Here is a 16064-nt window from a genome sequence, read left to right as displayed (position 1 = left end):
CGGCGGGGTGCCGCGGGCGGCGGATCAGCTGATGCCGAATGCCGCGCCCTGCTTGGCCGGGGAATCCTGGTAGGGCGATCCTCCGGTTACATTGTCACCCCGATTGGCGTTCGGTCGCGGCTGACGCGGCGCCTCATCGCCGTACTTGGCGGTGACGAGGCTTGCGTGCGACGGTGATTCGGGCACCTCGGGATCGCGATCCTTCGCCATCTCGGCGCGCAGCACGGGCAGCACCTCTGACCCGAAGAGATCGAGCTGCTCGAGCACGGTCTTCGTCGGCAGGCCGGCGTGGTCGATGAGGAACATCTGCCGCTGGTAGTCGCCGAACACCTCGCGGAAGCCGAGGGTCTTGTCGATGACCTCCTGCGGGCTGCCGACGGTCAGCGGGGTCTGGCTCGTGAAATCTTCCATGCGCGGACCGTGACCGTATACCGGAGCCTCGTTGAAGTAGGGGCGGAATTGCGCCACTGCATCCTGCGAGTTCTTCGCCATGAATGCCTGGCCGCCGAGGCCGACGATCGCCTGCTTCTGCGTGCCGTGGCCGTAGTGCTCGAAGCGCTCGCGGTAGAAGCGCACGAGGCGCAGGAAGTGCTCGGAGGGTGCGAAGAGGTGATTGGCGAAGAAGCCGTCGCCGTAGAAAGCGGCCTGCTCGGCGATTTCGGGAGTGCGGATCGAGCCGTGCCACACGAACGGCGGCACATCGTCGAGGGGGCGCGGCGTGCTCGTGAAGCCCTGCAGCGGAGTGCGGAAGTTGCCGTCGTAGTCGACGACGTCTTCGCGCCACAGGCGATGCAGCAGGTTGTAGTTGTCGAGTGCGAGCGGCAGAGCCGAGCGAATGTCTTTGCCGAACCAGGGGTATACGGGTGCCGTGTTGCCGCGACCGAGCATGAGGTCCATGCGCCCGCCGGCGAGGTGCTGCAGCATCGCGTACTCCTCGGCGATGCGCACCGGGTCGTTCGTGGTGATGAGCGTGGTGCTCGTCGACAGCTTCAAGGTCTTCGTCATCGCCGCGATGTAGGCGAGGAACGTGGTGGGGCTCGAGGAGAAGAAGGGGGCGTTATGGTGCTCGCCGACGGCGAAGACGTCGAAGCCGACCTCTTCGGCATGCACGGCGATCTGCGCGAGACCCTGAATGCGCTCGGCCTCGCTCGGCGTCTCGCCGGATACCGGGTCGCGGGTGACGTCGCTGACCGAGAAGATCCCGAATTCCATGATGTGACTCCTGTGTATCGTCGGGTGCCGTGCGGGGGACGGAACCTCGTGTGCGTCATTTGTATGCGCTTGCATGTAAATGTAACACGGGTCACGCGGTTTCATTCCCGATACCCTGAAATCAATGTCTGAACTCCCTCGAAACGCGCGCGATCGCGCCGGATCGCCCGGCCGCCGCACCCTCTGGTACGCCGTGGGCGGTGCCTCGCTCGCCGGGGCGCTTGCCGTCGGGGCTGCGGCGATCCTGTTCGCAACGGGGGCGTTCGCCGGCGCCGATATGCCTGCGGCCGCGCCCGATGCCGGTGGAAACGGCGACGCGTCGCAGTCCGTGGAGTCTTCCGGTACGGGAGATTCCACCGCACCGTCAGCACCGTCGACCGGACTCCCGGTCGCCGACTCCGCCTGGGTGACCCGCATGTCCGCCGCGAGTGGGGTACCCGAACGCGCCCTCAGTGCATACGCGATGGCCGAACTGACGCTCGCGCAGGAACAGCCCGGGTGCCGTCTCGGCTGGAACATGCTCGCCGGCATCGGCAAGGTCGAGTCAGACCACGGCCGCATCAACGGCTCGCGCATGCTCGCCGACGGCACCACCACGCCGCGCATCATCGGGGTGCCCCTCGACGGCACCAAATTCTTGGCGACCCCCGACACTGACGGAGGTGCGATCGATGGCGACCCCAAGTGGGATCGTGCGGTCGGGCCCATGCAGTTCATTCCGAGCACCTGGGCGATGTTCGGTCGCGACGGCAACGGTGACGGCCGCATCGACATCGATCAGATCGACGACGCGGCGCTGTCGGCCGCAACGCTGCTGTGCGACCCCGGTCTCGACCTCACGGTCGGTGAGAACTGGATCGCCGCTCTTGACGGCTACAACCCGAGCGCCTCGTACAACAACGATGTGGCGGACGCTGCGGAGTTCTACGCACAGCTCGGGTCGGGCTGAGGGAGCGCGGCCTGGGTCTGACCGGTGTGAAACCGGTATCGACCCTGACGCTTGAGGGCGGTGCCAGATCGGGTGATCCGGCACCGCCCTCAGGCTTTGGTGCAGCGAGTGCTCGTGCTTACGCCTCGCTCAGCAGCGACTGGATGCGGCGCACGCCCTCGAGGATCGCGTCGTCGCCGAGCGCGTAGCTGAAGCGCAGGTAGCCGCTGGGGCCGAAGGCCTCGCCGGGTACCGCTGCGACCTCGACCTCAGACAGGATGAGGTCTGCGAGCTCGAGCGACGTCGTCGGGGTGACCCCGCGGTAAGTCTTGCCGAGCGCGGCGGTGACGTCGACGTAGGCGTAGAAGGCACCCTCGGGCGTCGGGCAGTTGAAGCCGGGCACCGCGTTGAGCTCGGCGACGATCAGCTTGCGGCGGCGATCGAAGGCGAGGCGCATGTCTTCGATGGGCTGCTGCGGGCCGGTGAGCGCCGCGATGGCCGCGCGCTGCGCGATGTTGTTGACGTTCGAGGTCAGGTGCGACTGCAGGTTCGAGGCGCCCTTGACGATGTCGGCGGGAGCGATGAGCCAGCCCAGACGCCACCCCGTCATGGCGTAGGTCTTCGCCACGCCGTTGACCAGGATCGTGCGGTCTTGCAGCGCCGGCACGGCCTCGACGATCGAGACCGCGCGCACGCCGTCGTAGGTGAGGTTCTGGTAGATCTCATCCGCGATGATCCACAGGCCGTTCGCGTCGGCCCATTCGCCGATCGCCCGGGTCTCTTCGGGGGAGTAGACCGCGCCGGTCGGGTTCGACGGCGACACGAAGAGCAGCACTTTCGTGCGCTCGGTGCGTGCGGCCTCGAGCTGCTCGACGGTGACCTTGTAGTGCTGATCGGCGCCCGCGAACACCTCGACGGGCACGCCGTCGGCGAGCTGGATCGCCTCGGGGTACGTGGTCCAGTACGGCGCCGGCAGCAGTACCTCGTCGCCCGGATCGAGCAGTGCTTGGAAAGCCTGGTATACCGCCTGCTTGCCGCCGTTGGTGACGACCACCTGCGACGGCTCGATGGCCCAGCCCGAGTCGCGCGCGGTCTTCTCGGCGATCGCCTGCTTCAGCTCGGGCAGACCGGCGGCCGCGGTGTAGCGGAAGTTCTTCGGGTCATCGAGTGCTGCACGGGCGGCATCCACGATGTGGTCGGGTGTCGCGAAATCAGGCTCGCCGGCGGCGTAGCTGATTACAGGGCGACCCTCGGACTGGAGGGCCTTCGCCTTGGCGTCGACCTTGAGCGTCGCGGACTCGGCGATGGCGGAAATCTTCTTCGACAAACGGGAGATGTGGCTCACGGTTCGATCCTACTCGGGGGTGCCGACATTGGGGGCATGCCTGGCGGGGTGATCGGAGGAGGGTCCAGAGGGATCAGTAGTACTCGCCGTGGCGGTAGTCCCAGCTGGGAAAGACGTCGGAGAGATTCATCATGATGCGGTCGATGTCGAGCCCCTTCCGAATCATGACGGGCGCCGGCGCCACCGACCGCTCGCCGTGCTGCTCAGGAATGAGCGCACCCCCGGCGTCGACGAACGAGACCATGACGCCCTGCTCATAGCGCGTTTCGAGCGTGGCATCAGGCTGGATCGAGCGTACGTAGTCGTCGGCCTCGATGATGAGATCGGCCTCGGTGGCAATGGCGTCGCCGATCCCGGCAACCACCCCGCGGTTGCCCTTGCCTGACGGGTTGGCCGAGCTCGCGAACGTGAGTCCGTTGCCGTCGGCCCACCGAGCCGCGACGATCCGCTCGCCGGGAATCCCGAAGCGAATCACGAAGCAGCTCGTCCGTCGGCCGTCCATCACGCGGTCTGCGGTGCCGTCATCCGGAAGGCTCGCGAGGCCGTCCTCGCGCCAGGGCAGAATGCAGCCCATCAAGATGTCCTGGTCCCAATGCCGCTGATAGAACTCCTCGATCTCGGGGGTCATCTCGGCGAGTGCGCGCAGCTGATCCATCGAGCCGCACAGCACGACGCCGGGCTTGTTCAGTGCGCGCTGCTTGACGGCGAACTTGCGATCGAGGCTCGCTCGATCTGAGGTGAGGATGATGTAGCCGACCTTGGTCGGGCAGACGACGATGTTGCCCCCCGCGCCCAGCAGGTCGATGGCCTCGGGCTGCACATCACCATTCCATTGCACTCGCGTCACTGCTGCGTTCTCCTTCTGCTGGGGCGTTGTTGCGCCGGCATTCAATTCAATGTTGGATCACCTTATCTTCATCCGATGATACGCGCAGTGGTGCGCGACGCGCCCGGGGAGGGGGTGCCCGGTTCGACACCGGAGGGGGGATCGCGTAGAGTAATCCGTGGTAGTTGACTTCTGCCAAAATTTCCTGTGCCTGCGAGGTGCGGGTGAGGTCGGAAGTTTCTCCCATAGGGCAGTGGCGCAATTGGTAGCGCAGCGGTCTCCAAAACCGCAGGTTGCAGGTTCGAGTCCTGTCTGCCCTGCCACATCCGTCCGGCGCGAGAGCGCCGGACGGTGGCAATGGAAAGGACGAATGCGATGAGCAGCACAGGAGTCGAGGAGAGCGGCGGCCTCGTCGAGCGCGCCAAGGCTGATCGCGCCGCGAAGCGCAATTGGTTCAGCCGAATCGCTCTCTTCATCCAGCAGGTCATCGCCGAGCTGAAGAAGGTCGTCACCCCGACCCGCAAGGAGCTCGTCAACTTCACCATCGTCGTGATCGTCTTCGTGATCGTGATGATGGCGCTGGTGTGGGCGCTCGACCAGGTCTTCGGGTTCGTCACGGTCTTCATATTCGGAACGACGCTCGGCTGATCAGCCGTACGCCGAACCGTCCGTAGAACAAGGAAAGCAGCATGACGAGCGAGAACAACAACCCCGAGGCAGACCTCGACGCGGCACTCGACGCACTGGTGCAGTCGACCGACCCCGTCGCCGACGCCGCGGTTGAGGATGCGCTCGATATCGACAACGCCGAAGAGGCTGAAGCCGCTGCATCGGCGATCGTCGATGAGGAGTCGGAAGACGGCGCCGACGGCGAATCCTCCGAAGATCCCTACAAGGCCTTCAAGAAAGACCTGCGCCGCCGTCCCGGTAAGTGGTTCGTCATCCACACCTACGCCGGCTACGAGCGCAAGGTGAAGTCGAACCTCTGGAACCGTCGCGAGACGATGGGTGCGGTCGACGACATCTTCGAGATCCAGGTCCCCATGGAAGAGGTCATGGAGGTCAAGAACGGCCAGCGCAAGATGGTGACGCGCGTGCGCATCCCCGGGTACGTGCTCGTTCGTATGCACCTCAATGAGACCACCTGGTCTGTCGTGCGTCACACGCCCGGCGTGACCGGCTTCGTGGGCAACGCGCACAACCCGGTTCCGCTGCGCATCAACGAGGCGTTCGAGATGCTGAAGAGCACGGTCGAGCTCGAGCCTGCGGAAACCGCCAAGGGCAAGGCCGCTGCGAATGCCGCGGCTCAGGGCAACGTCGAGATCGACTTCGAGGTCGGCGAGACGATCACGATCAAGTCGGGCTCGTTCGAGGGCCTGCCGGGCACGATCAGCGAGATCAACCCCGCAGCCGGCAAGCTCACGGTGCTCGTGTCGCTCTTCGAGCGCGAGACCCCGGTCGAGCTCAGCTTCGACCAGGTCACCAAGATGGTCTGAGTTTTTCTTTCGCGCGAACGCCCTGCTCTTCGGAGCGGGGCGTTCGTCGTTTCGGTGGTGCGTTGCTGAGGAGGTGCGTTGCGGAGGTGCGGCGGCGGTGGTGCCGAGTCGCGTCCGTGAGGCGGCAGATGCGCGGCCTCCCGCACCGATTCAACGAAACGCATACAGCAGAGACGGCGAAATGTATGTGTTTCGTTGAATCGGTGTCTGAAGAAAAGAACGGCGCACTGTTGGTTCGCCAAAGCCACTGCTCTCGCTGCGGAACGAGATGTCGCGCTCACCTCAGCCGGACCTCAGGTGCAGTCCACGTGCGATGGCGTCGAGGATCACCGTTTGCGTCTCCGGCCAGTGGTAAACGATTTCCGCGTAGGTGAACCGGAGCACGGAGAAGCCGCGGTGCCTGAGTGCCGCGTCGTGCTGCGTATCAGCCGATCGTTGCGTGCCAACGTGATGCCGACCGTCGATCTGCACGACCAACCGATCGCCGATCAGGAAGTCGACACGATGCCCGAATAGCCATACCTGCGGGCGAACGGGAATATGAAGCCACGAGAGACGGGCTCTGAGGAAGGACTCGAGACCGGAATCTGAGAAAGGGGTCGCGGCTTCCAGCAGGTTTCTCGCGCGGGCAGTCCATGGAAGCGCAGACAACTTTTGCAGGTCAGTATGTCCCAGCTGCAAGGCCGAATCCCAGACGGCAAGTGCCTCATCGCGCGGCAGGCAGTGTGCAACGCAGTCGAGTGTGTTGTCGAGACTGTCTTCGAGGAGACCCGGAGCGCGCGGGGTGAGAGGGCGTCTGCGGTGAATGGTGGCGCGAGGCAGGTTTACCCGCCGTCCGCGTGGAGCGGCGACATGCGGCTGGTCCGCCTGCAAAACCCAGAGCCCGATGCGTTGCGCTCGAGTCACGCAGGTGAGTACGACACCGTGCTGCGCCGCGAAGATGAGCGCCGGGTCGGCATCCTGCAATGCGATCCATCCTCGCCGCGGCCGGCGAAGTGTCAACCTGCGTGCCGCGCGGTTGAGGTCGTACTGGGAGTATCCGAGTTCGATGAGGCGAGACGTGCGGCATACGCCGCCGGTTTCACGGATTACACGTTCGATCGCCATGAATCCACCCTCAAGGTTGCAGGCCGGAGGTGAATCGTGGATTCGCTGATCTATGGATGCGGTGGCTCGACGCGGGTCGATCCCGCATTGTGAGCGCACCTCGAGGCACAGTGTGCGTGTGCTCCCGGCACCGATTCGACGAAACGCATACAGCGGGCGCCGTAAAGTGTATGTGTTTCGTTGAATCGGTGCCTGGGGGCGACATGGCCGGCGTGGCGATGGAGGGACCACAGGACACGACACGTGGTCGCGCAGCGCGCGAATCCGGGGTAGACTTACATGGTTTGCGTCCGCGAACGCCTCTGGCGTGTGCGGGGGCAAACGAGTACCGCATCCGGATCGGCCGGAATCGCGGGAGAGCACGCGCATCAGCGCGAGTTCGACGGAAAGGAAACAATCATGGCAAAGGCCAAGAAGGTTACCGGTCTGATCAAGCTTCAGATCGCAGCCGGCGCCGCCAACCCCGCACCCCCCGTGGGTCCTGCGCTGGGTCAGCACGGCGTCAACATCATGGAATTCTGCAAGGCGTACAACGCTGCGACGGAATCCCAGCGCGGCAACATCATTCCGGTCGAGATCACGGTGTACGAGGATCGCTCCTTCACGTTCGTGCTCAAGACCCCGCCGGCAGCTGAGCTGCTGAAGAAGGCGGCTGGCGTGCAGAAGGGCTCCGGCACTCCGCACACCGTCAAGGTCGCCAAGGTCACCGCTGAGCAGGTTCGCCAGATCGCCGAGCAGAAGCAGGCTGATCTCAACGCGAACGACATCGACGCTGCAGCGAAGATCATCGCGGGCACCGCTCGCTCCATGGGCATCACGGTCGAGTAAGGGCAACGGATATGGCACAGAAGTCGAAGGCGTACCGCGCCGCTGCCGAGAAGATTCAGGCAGACAAGTTCTACACTCCCGCTGAGGCAGTCGCCCTGGCGAAGGAGACCGGTTCCACCAAGACCGACGCAACCGTTGAGGTCGCTGTCAAGCTCGGTGTGGATCCCCGCAAGGCTGACCAGATGGTCCGCGGCACCGTGAGCCTGCCTCACGGCACCGGTAAGACCGCTCGCGTCATCGTGTTCGCGACGGGTGCTGCCGCTGAGGCCGCCATCGCAGCCGGTGCCGACGAGGTCGGTGGCGACGAGCTGATCGAAAAGGTGGCCGCTGGCTACACCGATTTCGATTCGGCTGTTTCGACCCCCGAGCTCATGGGCAAGGTCGGTCGTCTGGGTAAGGTGCTCGGCCCCCGTGGTCTGATGCCGAACCCCAAGACCGGCACCGTGACCCCGGATGCAGCCAAGGCTGTTTCCGAGATCAAGGGCGGCAAGATCGAGTTCCGCGTCGACAAGCACGCCAACGTGCACTTCATTGTTGGCAAGGCCTCGTTCTCGGCTGACCAGCTCACCGACAACATCAACTCGGTGCTTGACGAGATCTCGCGTCTGAAGCCCTCGTCGGCAAAGGGCAAGTACGTGCAGAAGGGCGCCGTTTCGACGACCTTCGGCCCGGGCATCCCGCTCGACGTCTCGGGTCTGTAAACAGCTCGAATATCAACAAGCCCCGATCGCACCTGCGGTCGGGGCTTGTTGCGTATATGGGTGCCGGATCATCGAGCCTGCACCACTCGGCGTGCGTCGATGCCGCAACTTGCGCACCGATCGTTGCACTTCGCGCAAGGCCCTGTGGATAACGTCCGTCCCGCTGCCACGCCTCGATTAGGATGATCACGTGACACACCCTTCTCGATTCGCAACCTTCGGCGTGCCCGTGCGCTGCAGGGCGTCGAGTGAAACGGTGATGCGAGCGATGCCGAAGTCTGCGAGGGGGAACGATGCCTAACCGTGCTCCCGTCGGTGCGCCGGCGATCCCGGGCTTCAGTTATGTGCGGCCGCTCGGTTCGGGTGGCTTCGCTCAAGTGTTTCTGTACGAACAAGATATGCCGCGGCGTCTCGTCGCGGTCAAGGTGCTCAACGGTGCGGCGAAGGGGCCGGCAGCGGTTGAGGAGCTGCGCGAGGTCTTCGAGAGCGAGGCCGATGTGATGGCTCGCCTCAGCAGTCACCCTTCGGTCGTCTCGATTTACCAGGCGAGTATCTCGCTTGAGGGGCATCCGTATCTGGCGATGGAATTCTGCCCGGCATCAATGGGCGCACTGACGAAGGGGCAGCCTGCCCGGCTGCAAGATGTGCTTGACGCCGGTGTGCGTATTGCTGGGGCGCTCGAGACGGCGCACCGCGCAGGGGTGCTGCATCGCGATATCAAGCCGTCGAACGTGCTGCTTACGACATTGGGCAAGCCGGCGCTCTCTGATTTCGGTATCGCTCAGGTGCTCGGGCGACGCGAGCTCGACGGCGAGATGGCGATGTCGATTCCGTGGTCGGCTCCCGAGGTGGTCGGGCTGCAGAGCACGGGAAGCGTCGCGACCGAAGTCTGGTCGCTGGGGGCGACGCTGTACTCGTTCGCGGCAGGCCGGTCACCCTTTGAGCTCGCCGATCGCGCGCAGAACTCGCGCGCGAAGCTGACGGAGCGAATCTCGAAGGCGATCTATCAGGCGATCCCGGGTGCGCAGGGGTACGAGCACTTTGACGAGGTCGTCTCGACGGCCCTGCGGAAGCAGCCCCATGAGCGCTACCAGTCGATGGCGCAGTTCGGTGAGGCACTGCAAGGGTTGCAGCGCGCGTACGGGTTCGACGTCACTCCGCTTGAGATCGTCGCCGAGGCATGGCTGCCGCGTGCCGAGTCGGTTCCCGCGGGCACTCGAGGTCCGGTGGTCAGCACCGTGGGGCGCGTGACCCGGGCCGAAGCCCGCGCTGAGATGCTGGCGCAACGCCGGGGCACCGACACCGACGGGCTCATCCTTGATCGCCCGGCGTCGCCGTGGCGCGCCGGGCTCATCGGCGCAGCGATCACGCTCGCGGTGATTGCCGGTGCGGCGAGCCTCATCTGGGCCTTCAGCGGGGCAGGCGGGTGAGCGCGAACACCGGGTCGGAGCGCATCGGCATTCGACGGCTGCAGTGGTGGATCGCCGGTGCAGTGTCGTGCGCGTTGATCGCCACGGTCGCAGTGATTGCGAACGGATACGACGCACGCGAGACTCCGCGGCAAGAACCCGGGGTCTGGGTCGCCCGCGAGGCCGGGCAATACGCGCGAGTCAATACCGACACCGGTGAGCTCGACCTGGTGCGCAAGGTCTCCGACCCGAGTGGCGTGCTGCAGGCGGGTGATCGCGCGGCGGTGCTGTCGAATGGCAACGGTCGGGCGTGGCCGCTCGATGCAGCTGATCCGATCGATCTCGGCGACCGATCTGAGGCCGCAGCCAGCGACGGCGAGGCCACTGACACCGCCGCCGCTGAAGCGGTGGCGCAGACCGACAGTGCTGACGCGCAGAGTGACGACGTGGCGGCGACCGATGACGATGCCGCAGCAGCGGTGCGCCTGCCCGATGGCACCCGCGACGTCGTGAGCGCCGGGCGATTCGTTGCCGTGCGCACCGAATCGGGCGCGGTGTATGTCGGTGAACTCGCCGCCGATGCTGCGGCGACGCAGTTGACCGCCGCCGGGGCCGACGATGCGGCGATTGCCGATCTCGAATCGCGCCTGGGGTCGCTGCAACGCGTCGACCCGCTTGCAGGTGAAGAGGCCGACGCGGAAGGCGCTGAGAACGGAGCGACGGACGGCACCGCAGCGGGCGGCGGATCCGGCGCGAGCGATGGCGGATCGGGCTATCGTGCGACAGCGATCGCGCTGACCGCCGCCGGTCGCCTGGCGATCTTCTCGAGCTCGGAAGACGCCGTTCGCGAGTACGACGCGGCGCGACACGAGTTCGTGGGTGGAGCAGCTGAGACGCCGGCTGCGGCAGGCGAAGCCGCGACCCCGCAGCTCGCACTCGTCGCAGGCGACTGGGTGCTGCTCGACGCCGAGAACGGTGATCTGTGGCGTGAGGACGGCACGACGGCATCGCTCGAACTCGACGGCTCGGCCACACTTCAGGCGAGCGGTGGGGACGGAACGCGCGACGGGCGTCGGTTGCTCATCGCCGACACCAGCGGTCTGCTCACCGTCGATGCCGATGGCACTGTGCAGCGCGAGGTCGAAACGACGGGAACACCCGCGCAGCCCGCATTTATCGGCAATGTTGCGTATGCGGCATGGCTGGGCCAGAACTCCGGCGCTATGTGGACGTCGGCCGAGGGGGAGAAGCCGCTCGCGATCGATGACGCGGCGCGCGAATCGGGCGATCTCCTGCCGGTGATCCGTTCGAATGGCACTCGAGGCGTGCTCAATGAGATGCGCACGGGCATGCTGTGGACGCTGCCGAGCGGCGACTTGATTCCGCTGTCGCAGTGGACGATCTCGGACCCGCCGAAAGAAGATCGTGGCACCGTCGTCGTCGAAGACGTGACTGAGCAGGTCGCGCCGACGGCGGTCGACGACGCGTTTGGCGTGCGGGCGGGCGAAGCCGCTCCGCTGCCCGTGATGCTCAACGACTACGACGCGAATAAACGTGACGTGTTGACGATCGTGCCGGAGTCGCTGAGCGACAGAGGCATCCCCGAATCATTCGGCACGCTGCAGCTCATGCCTGACGGGCAGTCGCTGACGGTGCAGCCGGCGTTTGGCGCGACCGGATCGGCGACCTTTACTTATCGCATCACCGACGGTGCGCTCGTCTCTGAGCCGGCTACTGTGACGCTGACCGTCGTCGGCGATGCGACCAACACGGCGCCGGCGTGGTGCCCGGTCGAGGGTTGCCAGCGCGAGTGGCGAGTGCCGTCGATCGCCCCCGGCGGCACGCTCGTGTACCCAATTCTTGAGGGCTGGGTCGACCCTGAGGGCGATGTCATGACACTTGCAGGTGTCGGGCCGGCACGCTCAGAAGACCCGGTGCGCGCCATCGTCACTGCCGACGGGCGCCTCGCGGTGCGCCACACGGACCCGAATGCCGGGACATCAGACATTGCGCTGCGTGTTTCGGTACGCGACGGCCGTGGCGAAACGGCCGAGCGCGAACTGACGCTCGCTGTCGACCCTGGCGCAACGCCTGAATTCAACGCGACCGCGACGACGGTGCAAGCCGGACGCACCGCGACCGTGTACCCGCTTGAGCGGGTTGCCGGGGGCTCCGGATCATATGCGCTACTCGATGCCACCGAACCCAGCGGCACCGTGCGCGTGACGCCGAAAACGGCGAGCGGGGCGGTGGAGATCGAGGCCGACCAGCCGGGCACTGCGACGGCGACGGTCACCGTGCGCGATACGGTCACCGGAGGAGAGATCACGGGCCAGTTGCGCGTGACCGCGACTCCCGCGGGCCCGCCGCTCGCGCTGCCTGCACTGCGCGCGTTCGTGCGGCCGTTGACTGACACGACGGTGGAGATTCTTGACGCGATTCCCGGAGCAGCCTCGCGCTCGCTGTCGGTCGCTGACGCTCAGGTCGTCGACGGGGAGCTGCAGGCGGACGTCATCGACCATGCTCAGGTGCGGGTCGCGGGCAGCACCGCCGACGGCGCCGCCGGGCGTATCGGGTCTGCCGATGTCACTGTTGCGGAAGGCGATGCGCGCGCGACCGGCAAGCTCACTGTCTTCCAGGTGCCCGAGACCGGGTCGACCGGGGCAATCGCCGTCGCCGATACCGCCACGGTGCGGGCCGGGTCGGTCGTCGATATCCGTGTACTCGACAACGACGTCGCGGCACCCGGCGAACGTCTCGTGCTCGACCCCGACATCGTGGGTTCGGGGACGAGGGGCGAGCTCGCTTTCGCCTCGGGCAATGTCTTGCGCTACCTGGCACCGCAGCAAGCGGGCACGTACCGCTTGAGCTACACCGCGTTTGGTGCCAGTGACCCCGCCGCCGGCGACGTGGGTTCGGTCATCGTCACCGTACTGCCCGAGGGGGCCAACCGCGATCCCCAGCCGACCGCAGTGACCGCCCGTGTCAGCCCCGGTGTCTCGGCGCAGGTGCGCGTGCCGCTCTCCGGAGTCGACCCCGATGGCGACCGAGTTCGGCTCGTCAGCGTGGAGGGCAACCCCGACGCCGGTATCTCGGCGACGATCAATGCCGCGGGCAATGGCTTCCAGGTGGCGGCGACGGCCGCTGCCGCTGCCGGTACGGTGCAGCTCGAATACACGGTTCGCGATCCCGCAGGCGGCACCGGCACGGGAACGCTGAACGTCATCGTGGTGCCGGCATCCGAATCCAGTGCGATCATCGCCTCGACCGATTACGTGCGGCTCACCCCGAAGAGCGAACCCGCCACGGTGCAGCCGCTCGACAACGACATCGACCCGGCCGGCGGGGCGCTCTCGATCGAATCGATCGTGCCGAACGTCGTCGGGGGAGCGAACAGCAGCGAAGCCAAGAAGCTCGCGGCCAGACTCGATGTGTCGAAGTTGAAGCAGGGGCGCATCACGGTGAAACCGGGTGAGGATCTCGGCACCGTGTCATACCGGTACACCATTCGTTCGGCGGCGACGAAGAGCACGGCCGACGGGCTCATCGTTGTGCAGACGTCGGAGCGTGTCGGCGCCCAGGCGCCGACCGTGACCGACACGGTGCTGAACGTGCGCGATCGCGCCGAACTCGCTGGTGATGGTGTCGATGTCGTCACAGACAAAGTGCGTTGGACGACCGGTGATGTCTCGTCGCTCAAGCTCTCGTTGTGGTCGGGATCGGGTGATGACTACCGGGTGTCTGGCTCCAAGATCACGGGCGCCTACCAGGCGGACGGCGACACGGTGGTGTTCAAACTCACGGGCACTGACATCTCGGGTGAACAGGTTACGTCGTACGGGCTGCTCATCGTGCCGCCTCTCGACGAGCTGCGCCTGACGCTCAAGCCCAATGCGCCGCCCATCACGGTGGATGAAGATGCGCAGGAGGAGATCGCCGTCACCGATCTCGTCGATGTGGGTTCCGGGGACAGCGTCGAGCTGCGCCGCGGATCGTTCACCACGGGCCGCGCGCAGGCTGTCTGCGAAGCTGTTTCCGGCGAGACGCTGCGCTACACTGCGGGCAAGGAAGCCCCGTGGAACGATACGTGCCTGATGCAGGCGCGGCTGGTCGGGCAGAAGGCGTGGACCACGCTGGCCGTAAACGTCGTCATCGTTCCCAAGCAGCCGTCTGCGCAGGCCGCTGCGCTGACGCGTACGATCGACCCGGGCACGACATCCGAGATTGAGCTCGCCGATATGGTGACGTGGCAGGGCGGTCGTGAAGGCGACCTGTCGAAGCTCTCATTCGACGTGTCGGGTGCGACGTCGCTCTTCGAAGTCACGAAAGACGGCGCTGCGCTGAGCGTCGCAGCGCGTGCTGACGCGGTGCCCGGTAGCCAGGAGTCGGTGTCTGTCTCAATCGCGGGTGCCGGCGATTCACGTGCGCCGCTGACGCTGCGAGTCGGGCAAGCGCCACGCGACTTGCCGCAGGGAGCGACGGTCGCTCTGCAGTGCACGGTCGGAAGTCAGTGCCAGACGCAGCTCGTCGGCGTCGCGGGGGAGCACGACCCGTTCGCCGGCAAGAGTGGCGGCGGTCTGAAGCTTCTCGACGTCAGTGGCGCCGGTTGCTCGTACGGATCGTTCACGCGGGTCGGTGACAGCGGAGTGTCCGTGAGCTGGCCAGGCGGACCCGAGGTCGGCGGCACCTGCCGGGTCGGTTTCACCGTGATCGATGCTCAGGGGCGCACGGGAGCCGGAACGATCGAGTTCGACGCGCAAGGCATTCCGAGTACGCCGAACATTCAGCAGACCGGGTACACCGCCGACAGTGCGAGCTTCACGGTGACGCTCGGCGGTCGCGCCGCGCACCCCGACGTGTCGGGCGTGACGCTGTCGGGCGGGGGCTCATCGAGCTGTGCCGCCGTCGGTACCTCGACTTTCCAGTGCGTTGCCAGCGGCCTGGCCAACGGAGAGAAGCACCAGTTCACCGCGCAGGCCGTCAACGCCGTGGGTACTTCGGCATCGTCGACTGCAGTGACCGCCTGGGCGTATGCCGCCCCGACGGCGCCGACCGTGACGGTGGAGTCGATCAAGAACCCGCAGAATCAAGATCAGGGAACGGGCGGCGTTCGCCTCTCGGTATCAGGCTCTGGCGACACCAAGCAATTCACTGTGGCGTATCGCGATCAGCAGGATTCGATCGACGGCTCCAGCGGCTCACGCGAATATCCCGGTCTTGCTGTTGGCGCCATCTCGTTCACCGTGACTCCGATCACCAAATTTGACGTTCCCGAAATCGGTGGTGGCAGCAACACCGGCGCCGCCGGTCAGGGTGATGGGTTTGTGATCGGCGCGCCGAGGCTCGATAGTGCTTCGCTGACGAGCACCGGTGACACGACGGCAACGGTCGGTCTTGACGCTGCTGGTGCGCACAGCGGGGAATCAGTGAGCACACGCTTCCAAATTGCTCGAATTCTCGAAGGGTTTGGGGGATGCTCGAATGGGCAAGAATCCCAGAACTTCACGAACCTGAAGAAGTACCGCACGTATCACGCGTTTGTCTGTATGCAGAGCGAGTACGGAGTCAGCTCGGTCGAGACGAACGCGGCGATTATTGGTGGCAGTGTGCCTGAGCCTGGCGGGCAATGGCGTTACCGGGTGGTGTCAACACCTGAGCCCGTGGGTCCGACGAGTGCGACCTACTCGAAAGTCGAACATGGGCAAACCGCGGAGAGTGGTGCAACGCTTCAATTCAGGGTCAATGGTGTGGTAACCAACTCGGAGTTGTTGCTGGATTCGGCCGTCGCCCCAAGTGATGTCGCGGTGCGGCAATGCTTGGATGTGTCTGAAGAAGAAACCTGCTCGAAGTGGAAAAACTTGCCTGCAGACGGTGCTCCAACGACGGCAGCGGTTTCGCTCAACCCGGACCAGTGCTTCTCCACGACGCAATCCAACGATTGGTTGCAGATTTTCTCTATTACCGCTGCAGCGCAGAGTTCCGCGAAGTTTGATGCCATGCCTCCGGCGGCGGGTGCAACGGCGACAACGGTGACCTTGAGCTGGAAGCAGCCATTCGCTTCGCTTGAGGCCGTATCTCTTACTGTCCCGGTTTGCGCGACTCCGCCCGACCCCGGCGATGGCGGCGCAGACCCCGGAACGGGCGGCACAGATCCGGGTACCGGAACCCCGTAGCCCGCACGCAGCACACCGACGATGACCACCACCGCACAA

General features: G+C 65.6%; 11 protein-coding genes and 1 tRNA gene. 8 read left to right on the top strand and 4 right to left on the bottom strand.

Annotated features, from left to right (window positions below):
• Positions 1-24: 24 nt before the first annotated feature.
• Positions 25-1212 carry a CE1758 family FMN-dependent luciferase-like monooxygenase gene (locus tag ACZF5Y_RS13380; RefSeq protein ID WP_497533138.1) on the bottom strand — a complete coding sequence of 396 codons (1188 nt, stop codon included), beginning with the start codon at positions 1210-1212 and terminating at the stop codon, positions 25-27.
• A 124-nt stretch (positions 1213-1336) separates the two neighbouring features.
• Between ACZF5Y_RS13380 and ACZF5Y_RS13375 the strand changes: the two genes are divergently transcribed.
• Complete coding sequence (locus ACZF5Y_RS13375) at positions 1337-2161, top strand: lytic transglycosylase domain-containing protein (protein ID WP_497533137.1); 825 nt, start codon at positions 1337-1339, stop codon at positions 2159-2161.
• Positions 2162-2279: 118 nt separating this feature from the next.
• On the opposite strand, the gene ACZF5Y_RS13370 is transcribed toward ACZF5Y_RS13375, so the two are convergent.
• Both ACZF5Y_RS13370 and ACZF5Y_RS13365 read right to left on the bottom strand, forming a co-directional pair.
• Positions 2280-3485, bottom strand: coding sequence for a pyridoxal phosphate-dependent aminotransferase (locus tag ACZF5Y_RS13370; protein ID WP_497533135.1), 1206 nt, complete (start codon positions 3483-3485; stop codon positions 2280-2282).
• A gap of 73 nt (positions 3486-3558) precedes the next feature.
• Entirely contained in the window at positions 3559-4332 is a 774-nt protein-coding gene (locus ACZF5Y_RS13365; protein WP_497533133.1) for an L-threonylcarbamoyladenylate synthase, read from the bottom strand.
• Between the two features lie 226 nt (positions 4333-4558).
• On the opposite strand from ACZF5Y_RS13365, the gene ACZF5Y_RS13360 reads away from it, so the two are divergent.
• The 3 genes from ACZF5Y_RS13360 (at position 4559) to nusG (ending at position 5807) form a co-directional block, all read left to right on the top strand.
• A tRNA-Trp gene (locus ACZF5Y_RS13360) sits at positions 4559-4634 on the top strand.
• Between the two features lie 52 nt (positions 4635-4686).
• A complete protein-coding gene (gene secE, locus ACZF5Y_RS13355) occupies positions 4687-4959 on the top strand; it encodes a preprotein translocase subunit SecE (RefSeq protein ID WP_497533132.1) in 273 nt (90 codons plus the stop codon).
• A 41-nt stretch (positions 4960-5000) separates the two neighbouring features.
• Positions 5001-5807, top strand: coding sequence for a transcription termination/antitermination protein NusG (gene nusG, locus ACZF5Y_RS13350; RefSeq protein ID WP_053352672.1), 807 nt, complete (start codon positions 5001-5003; stop codon positions 5805-5807).
• Positions 5808-6089: 282 nt separating this feature from the next.
• Here nusG and ACZF5Y_RS13345 read toward each other — a convergent pair whose 3' ends face one another.
• Entirely contained in the window at positions 6090-6914 is an 825-nt protein-coding gene (locus ACZF5Y_RS13345) for an endonuclease domain-containing protein (RefSeq protein ID WP_497533130.1), read from the bottom strand.
• Between the two features lie 399 nt (positions 6915-7313).
• Between ACZF5Y_RS13345 and rplK the strand changes: the two genes are divergently transcribed.
• The 4 genes from rplK to ACZF5Y_RS13325 all read left to right on the top strand — a co-directional run bounded on the left by rplK (position 7314) and on the right by ACZF5Y_RS13325 (position 16025).
• Positions 7314-7742 carry a 50S ribosomal protein L11 gene (gene rplK, locus ACZF5Y_RS13340; protein WP_053352670.1) on the top strand — a complete coding sequence of 143 codons (429 nt, stop codon included), beginning with the start codon at positions 7314-7316 and terminating at the stop codon, positions 7740-7742.
• Positions 7743-7753: 11 nt separating this feature from the next.
• Positions 7754-8443, top strand: a complete 690-nt coding sequence (rplA, locus tag ACZF5Y_RS13335; protein ID WP_053352669.1) for a 50S ribosomal protein L1 — start codon at positions 7754-7756, stop codon at positions 8441-8443.
• Positions 8444-8736: 293 nt separating this feature from the next.
• Positions 8737-9873 carry a serine/threonine-protein kinase gene (locus ACZF5Y_RS13330; RefSeq protein ID WP_053352668.1) on the top strand — a complete coding sequence of 379 codons (1137 nt, stop codon included), beginning with the start codon at positions 8737-8739 and terminating at the stop codon, positions 9871-9873.
• Positions 9870-16025: an Ig-like domain-containing protein gene (locus ACZF5Y_RS13325; RefSeq protein WP_497533127.1), complete on the top strand. Its 6156-nt coding sequence runs from the start codon at positions 9870-9872 to the stop codon at positions 16023-16025. Before ACZF5Y_RS13330 ends, ACZF5Y_RS13325 begins: the two co-directional genes overlap by 4 nt.
• Positions 16026-16064: the final 39 nt, after the last annotated feature.

This window comes from Leucobacter sp. WKLB1 (assembly GCF_059696215.1).
Note: the sequence above shows the minus strand (reverse complement) of the source record. Positions and strands in the feature narration are given on the sequence as shown.